The 6,536-nt window shown below is 60.5% G+C and carries 5 protein-coding genes and 2 pseudogenes; 2 read left to right on the forward strand and 5 right to left on the reverse strand.

The annotated features are described in order from the left end of the window. Positions 1-97, reverse strand: a pseudogene (locus BM162_RS23420) (DUF305 domain-containing protein); the annotation flags it as partial. Between the two features lie 21 nt (positions 98-118). After that, positions 119-691: a c-type cytochrome gene (locus BM162_RS21875; RefSeq protein WP_218153166.1), complete on the reverse strand. Its 573-nt coding sequence runs from the start codon at positions 689-691 to the stop codon at positions 119-121. 309 nt (positions 692-1,000) lie between these two features. Between BM162_RS21875 and BM162_RS21880 the strand changes: the two are divergent. Beyond that, positions 1,001-1,929, forward strand: a pseudogene (locus BM162_RS21880) (IS5 family transposase). A 513-nt stretch (positions 1,930-2,442) separates the two neighbouring features. Here the strand turns inward: BM162_RS21880 and BM162_RS21885 are convergent. Genes BM162_RS21885 through BM162_RS21895 form a run of 3 tightly spaced genes read right to left on the reverse strand, consistent with a single transcriptional unit; the run spans position 2,443 to position 6,000 of the window. Beyond that, positions 2,443-4,281, reverse strand: a complete 1,839-nt coding sequence (locus BM162_RS21885) for a TniQ family protein (protein ID WP_093425955.1) — start codon at positions 4,279-4,281, stop codon at positions 2,443-2,445. A gap of 4 nt (positions 4,282-4,285) precedes the next feature. Continuing rightward, positions 4,286-5,278, reverse strand: coding sequence for a TniB family NTP-binding protein (locus tag BM162_RS21890; RefSeq protein WP_093425957.1), 993 nt, complete (start codon positions 5,276-5,278; stop codon positions 4,286-4,288). Beyond that, on the reverse strand, positions 5,278-6,000 hold the full coding sequence (locus BM162_RS21895; RefSeq protein WP_177215336.1) for a Mu transposase C-terminal domain-containing protein: 723 nt from the start codon (positions 5,998-6,000) through the stop codon (positions 5,278-5,280). Before BM162_RS21895 ends, BM162_RS21890 begins: the two co-directional genes overlap by 1 nt. A 270-nt stretch (positions 6,001-6,270) precedes the next feature. On the opposite strand from BM162_RS21895, the gene BM162_RS21900 reads away from it, so the two are divergent. Continuing rightward, positions 6,271-6,536: transposase (locus tag BM162_RS21900; protein WP_143096300.1), on the forward strand; the 266-nt coding region annotated here is incomplete at its 3' end.

The raw sequence follows: 6,536 nt of genomic DNA on the forward strand, positions 1-6,536 counted from the left end.
AGAAGAGATGCTCCCACGCGTAGGTGTTCAGGTACATCAGGACGAACATCACCACCGTGGAGGTGAGGATCATCAGGCCAAAGCGGATGTAGGACATGTCTGTTTCCCTCGTTCGTCGTTATTCGGTTTCGGCGCCACCGCCGTGCGCGCCACCGCTCTGCTCACCACTGCTGTGCGCGCCGCCACCGTCCGGGACCAGAGCCGCGTAATCCTCCGGCGAGAGACCCGGCAACTGAGAGACGAAAGCCGTGATCGACACGATCTCCTCGGCTCCGTGTTCCGCGCCGAAGGCCGGCATCCCGGACATCTTGATGCCGTTCTCGACGATCCAGCGGATCTCCTCGGCCCTCCAATGCGCAGCCGCTTCGACCAGGTGCGGCGGCTCGGGCTTCATGCCCCGGGACCATCCGGCAGGCTCCCGGCCGGGGGCGCCGTGGCAGTGCGCGCAGCTCTCGGCGTAGTGCCCCGCGCCCTCGGCCACGCTTTCGGCCGGAAAGCTTTCCGGCAACTCAACCCCGTCCGCCCGACGCGCGATGGAACGCTGCATCGTCGTATCGAGGGTCCATCGGACCGCGTCGAAATGCCGGTCCGAGGCGGCGACGTTGTAGGCCCCCGTGTAGACGACGGTCACCCAACCGGCGATGCCGACAAGGAGCGTCGCGAACACGCCGAGGGCGATGCCCTTGAACACGGTTCCCATTGAGGGACCTCCATAGCTGTGGTGGCGGCTCGTGGCGAAGCCGCCCGATTTCGACGAGCCCGTTCAACCGGTCCTTGAAGCCGAAGGACGACATGGGCGCTGAAGACAACGAACATTTCGACGCAATGTTTCGCCAGCTCGCACCGCTGGTCCCGACAGAGACGGTGAGGCCCGGCTTGCCTTGACGCGAAGAAGTCTCGTTTCGTGGAACAGCAGGCTGAAGCTCCATGCTGCCGGGACTTTGTTGCACAAAGATCACGCTGGATTCCTCTCGTGAATCCAGCGTGATAGCTGGCGCACATGAGCAGACCCGACCCACTGGTCTACAAGACTAAAGAACTGGCCGGCCTACAACGACGCGCTGAAGAGGCGCGGCTCCCTGACGATCTGGTTCGACCCGGAGATGGTCTGGACGCCGCCACCGACCGGCAAGCGCGGTCGGCAGCCAGACTACAGTGACGCCGCCATCCAGACCTGCCTAACGATGAAAGTCCTGTTCGGCATGGCACTCAGGCAGACGACGGCCTTCGTGGAGAGCTTGTTGCGACTGGTCGGCCTGGACTGGGCGGTGCCGGATTACAGTACCCTCTGCCGCCGACAGAAGACGCTGGCGGTCAACATTCCGTATCGTGGATCGCAAGGCCCTCTGCATCTCCTGATCGACAGCACCGGCATCAAAGCCGAGGGGAAAGGCGAGTGGCATGCGCGCAAGCATGGCGGGCCAAAGCGACGTCTATGGCGCAAGCTCCACCTCGGGATCGACGAGCAAACGCTGGAGGTGCGTCGAGATCACCGGGAGCCACGTCGGCGACGCGCCGATGCTGTCCGAGTTGCTCGACCAGGTCCCGGCCGACGAAGGGATCGGAAGCGTCACCGCTGACGGCGCCTACGACACCCGAAAGTGCCATGAAGCGATCGCAGATCGGGGAGCCGATGCGGTGATCCCGCCGCGCAAGAATGCCAATCCGTGGAAGCCATCAACGGCCGGCGCGATGGCGCGCAACGAAGCGCTCCGGACCTCGAAATATCTGGGCCGCGCGCTCTGGAGACGATGGAGCGGATACCACCGCCGAAGCCGCGTCGAGACCAAGATGCATTGCCTGAAACTGCTGGGACAAAGCCTCATGGCGCGAGATTTCGACCGCCAGGTCGCGGAGCTCCAGGTCCGCATCGCCGTGCTCAACGGCTACACCGCGCTCGGCATACCTGTCACAGGGCCCGCGGGATAAGTCTGTCCGGGGAAAGGGGGAGTCTGGCCCTCTCCCGAATTGCGCAACAAAGCCCGTTTGGTTTGCTCGCAACCTGAAGCATTTCAGCAACGAGGACAACGGGGCATCAGAGTTCACCAGGATTTGCAGGGCCATCATCTCCGTTACTGCGAGCTTCGTACGCAGCCGTGCTGAGGGCCGCTCTCTCTGTGGGGAACCCGCTCCCTTTACCCTGGAAGAGCCCTCCGCCCGGGAGCCCCAAAAGGAGGCAGGCCGAACTGATGGACAGGAATTGCCTGTCAGAATGGACAAAACACGCCCAGAATGGTCATGAATTGCTTGCAGTCACTGTAGAGGTCACCAAAGTTTTGCCAATCACACTGCACAATCGACGAAAAATGCAATCAATTCAATGGACGCAGCGGGCTCATCCAAGAGAGGAACAGCCTTCTTTGCCAACCGGACGGCAGAAGTTTTGCCAAATCTCAGGCAGAAAAAATGCCGCCCTCGCGGGCGGCTCTGCTACAAGGTCACCTACAGATCTGCGCGGCGAAAGATCAGATCATGTTTTCCGCTGCCACAAAAGACCGGATCGATAGAGGCGGCCTGAAGAGAGCGGAGAAGATCTTCCGAAGTTGCGTGTCGCTCCTCTGACAAGGCATCCAGCGAAACATGCTCAGCTTCGAACCGAGCGATTTTTTTTTCCTCAATTCGGTGACGCACTGTTCCGCGAGCGTTAACTATTTTCTGCGAGCGCAAAACAGGGAAACCGCCGGGGCCGGCGTGCTTAAACAGGGCCATCACCGCTGAGTAGGAGAGCTTAACCTTCGCTGCGACTTCTTGAACAGAGAGCCCTACCTGCCCTTCCCTCGCTTGTACAACTTCCCGAACCTCCTCGGGATCGACCAAGACTGACCGAAACTTCAACGTTCTGTCCAGAGTTTCTACACGTGTAAGAGCGCCCTCGATGACCAGGCGCACGATGTCCGTTACCGTCTCTTTTACAATCTCCGAGGCAGTGATCACGTCAACCATCCCATCGCTTGGGGTGACAACGCGGCGACCCTGAGAGCGAAACGAAACGAGAAATCCGTCTAAATCCTCTGTGGCAACATTGGTGAGAATGCCACCTCGACCTCCCAGCCCAGGAGTTACCTGGGGAAGGATGCCTACCCGGACAAGCGTCGCCGCCTGCGTTCGGTTGCAGTTGAGATACTCGGGGATTCTCTTAATCGGAATTGAATTTACTATCCGCCGCGCCAGCGCATCTCCTTCTGCGGCACCGAAGCTCGTGCGCGCGTCGACGCGCATTTCATCACCGTTCGGAAGAACACCAGCGCGGACCAGGGCTCGATTCAGTGTCCGAGGGTGAACACCGCTCGTTGCCGAAAGGGTTCTGACGGAGTGTCGGCGGCGAACCAATACTTCTTCGCCGAAGAGCTTCGTGCCCGGCTCTATTACCATCGTGTCCAGGATGTAGTCGCGGACCACCTCGCGCACCGGCCCAGGCTCCCTCTTGGATTTTTTGAACTGCAACCACTGGTATAGGCGGCCATACGCTGCTTGAGGGCCGCCCGCGCTCTTGGACTTCCGGCTGGCGGCTTCGACACTCTCCAAGGCAGCGCGGATGCCTTCAGGGCCCTTGGACGTCGCCTCGAAGCCGGCGGTTCCGGCTTCGCACCATTGCGACATCGTAAGTTTATCGAGGTCGGTGTGCGCTCCGAATGCAAGGCAAGCTCCGAGCATCTCGGAGGCCCGGACGGCTTGGTCGAGCGGCTGTGCATCAAGCCACTCGAACGCCTGCACTCCCTCAAAGCGTTGTTCGACGTATGTTTGAAGCAGGGAGGGCGGCCGCTGCTGTGCGTGACTCGCCAGACGATCAAGCTCAGCATCATTCGGAGCCACCAGAGCCATGTCTTGAAAGCGCTCATGAAAGCCTCTGTTTCCGCGCCGCACGAGCAAGGTTCCGTGGACCGAACAGGTACGTACCGGGGCGAACATCCAGTTGACGCGGCCCACTCTGCGTCCTGCGCTGAGACCACCGGGTTCGGCATCCTCAAGCAGGCAAGCAGGGCAGTAGGTGGTGTGCGTACGAAGCGCGAAGTCACCACCGAATCTCTCGGCGCGATGACGGACAACCCGCTCTCCCTGTCGCGAGATAGCGGTCGCCCGAACCAGTTCTTCGTCGATCCCTGTGAGTTCTGACAAACGAGAGATACACTCGTCACTGCCGTCGGCCACGCCGTGGCGAGGGATTTGCATCATTTTGAGCCAAGTCACGCTCGGAAGACCGCTGTGGAAAACGCCCAACCGGCAGCACCAAGACACGATGCTTTCTCCTTTGAGCGGCGGGAGGACTGGAACAAGAACCATGGCTTCAGGCCTTTCCCAGCTTCTTATGGAGGCGCATCATCCGCGCCTCCTCGTATTGCTCAGCGCCTTTATCGAGTTCAATCGAGAGGAAATCCTGAGCGGAAAAAACGTTCTGATCCGTCTCACATCCTTCTTGGACGGCCCACGCCTCTGCGAAATGATCGGTAGTCAAGACTTTCGCTTCATCCCAGAGGGCGCACTCAATCGCATTCACGACAATCTCGACGGCGCGGCCAAAACGGCGTCGACTCGCAGTTATGAGCCGGGCCGGCAAGTCAGGCGAGAGTACGGCCTCAACACCGGCCTTGTCGCAGTAGGCATCGATCATGCCCAGGAGATTTTCGTCGTCGGTCCCGTGCTGAAGATCCGCTGGAACGATCTTGCTGAACCGCCGCGAGACCTGAGGGTCGAGGGCCGTCATGCTTGCCAGCCGCTGAGTGCCGCTCAGAATCGGAATGACGGCGTGCGGACCTTGCATAAGCGACTTGATCATGCGGAGAGAGTTCTCCGTGTCGGAGATTGACTTCGCCATCAGCAGGTCCTGCGCCTCGTCGAGCCACAGCACTACGATCCCGAGCAGCGCAAGTCGGTGCCGAACGGCCTCCCAGATCTCCCATTCCCTGGCGTTCGGCGACTTGGCGGGCAGACCGAGTGCGCTAAGGATAGTGAGCCCAACGCTCTTCAACGTCGCTGGACTTGGCACCTGCAACTCAAGGTATCTCGGCAGGCCGGTCTCCGGGTTTTCCGAAAGGGCAGGAATAGACTGCAGCACCCGCCGCACCGCCGTCGTCTTGCCACCGCCAGCGGGCTCGATCATCGCTATACCGCGAGTTTCCCTCTCGGCCGTAAAACGGCATGCGACAGGTCTGGGACGCCCCTCAGCATCCCGCTCCAGCAGTCGAAGGATTTGCTTGGCAACCTCCGCATCTCGTTCGTTAGGCACATGCATGGAGCGCAGTTTCTGCGTCAATCGTGCGGCGTCGGGGCGATCCATCATCACTGGTCCTCGTCAAGGGCGCGCGGAAGCCATGTCGCCTTGGAAGCGGGCTTCGGCGCTTGCGATGGAGAGTTGGGCCTACGGACTGCCTTGCCCGGGGACCCCGCTGTCGGCTGACCGAGATCTACGGCCTGAGCCGCATTAGGCTCGAGTGCATGCGTCCGATCGAAACTCGGTGGTTTCGGCGTGATGATCTGGCCCATGTCTTGCCCGTCAGACTGCAGCCTACGGTCCGGCACCGTCGTGAAGCCGGAGAAAAGAGTGGCTTCGAGGTGCTTTAGCCGTGCATCGGAGATGGACGTGTCTATAAGACCGAAGGCAACGGATTTCTCGCGGACGAGCGCCTCGATATCGTCGATCGCCTTGTACACAATCTCTTCTTCCCAAGCTTTCCTGGACGCAGATTTCGCGCGAAGGGCTTTCCTCGCCTGGACCCAAACGTGAAGGTTCACGCCTTCAAATCTTTCATGCACGGCCTTCACCTCGCGCCACGCTCCGTCGAGATGCACCTCAATCGCACCAAGGTTTTCCGGATCCCAGCGGACTTTCACCGTCTTCGAGCCAGGCATCAGCCAAAAGGAGATCAAGTCATCGCTCTGGTAATGGACTCCCATTACTACAATTCCGGCCTTACTGACCTTTCGAGTGACCTCCATGCCGAAGGCGAGCCGCCTGCTGCGTAAATCCGGCAACGCACGAACTGGAAAGTTCCCCTCGTTCATGTCGGCCTCCCACTGATCCAAAGGCGTTCGGCCGCCGAGACCCTCGTGGGGAGAGTTGTGGTAGATGTCGACGACCCATCGAACCATCGCGAATGCGAGTCCCTCTGCGTCCAAGCAGGCCCGACTTTTTGCGTCATAGTCACCCCGCTCGATTGGGTTAGAAAAAGTGCGACCGACGAGACGAGGCATCAGGTCGAGTCCGTGGAGTGCCCCCGCTGGAGTGGTCCGCCCCCAGGGATAAAATGATCCCGTTATGGAGAGGACCAGAGAATGGCTGGGAAGCGAGAGAAGCCCGAGGACATCGTCTTGAAGCTGCGGCAGATTGCAGTTCTGCAAGGCCAAGGACTATCGGTCGGTGATGCAGCGCGCCAGGTCGGCATCACGCAGCAGAGCTACTACCGCTGGCGCAGGCAGTATGGCGGCATGAGCCGCGATCAACTGAAGCGGCTCAAGGAACTGGAGGCGGAGAACCGACGGCTCCGGCGGGCTGTTTCCGACCTGACCCTCGACAAGATGATCCTGAGCGAGGCGGCCCG

This window comes from Tranquillimonas alkanivorans (assembly GCF_900115595.1).
GTDB lineage: Bacteria > Pseudomonadota > Alphaproteobacteria > Rhodobacterales > Rhodobacteraceae > Tranquillimonas > Tranquillimonas alkanivorans.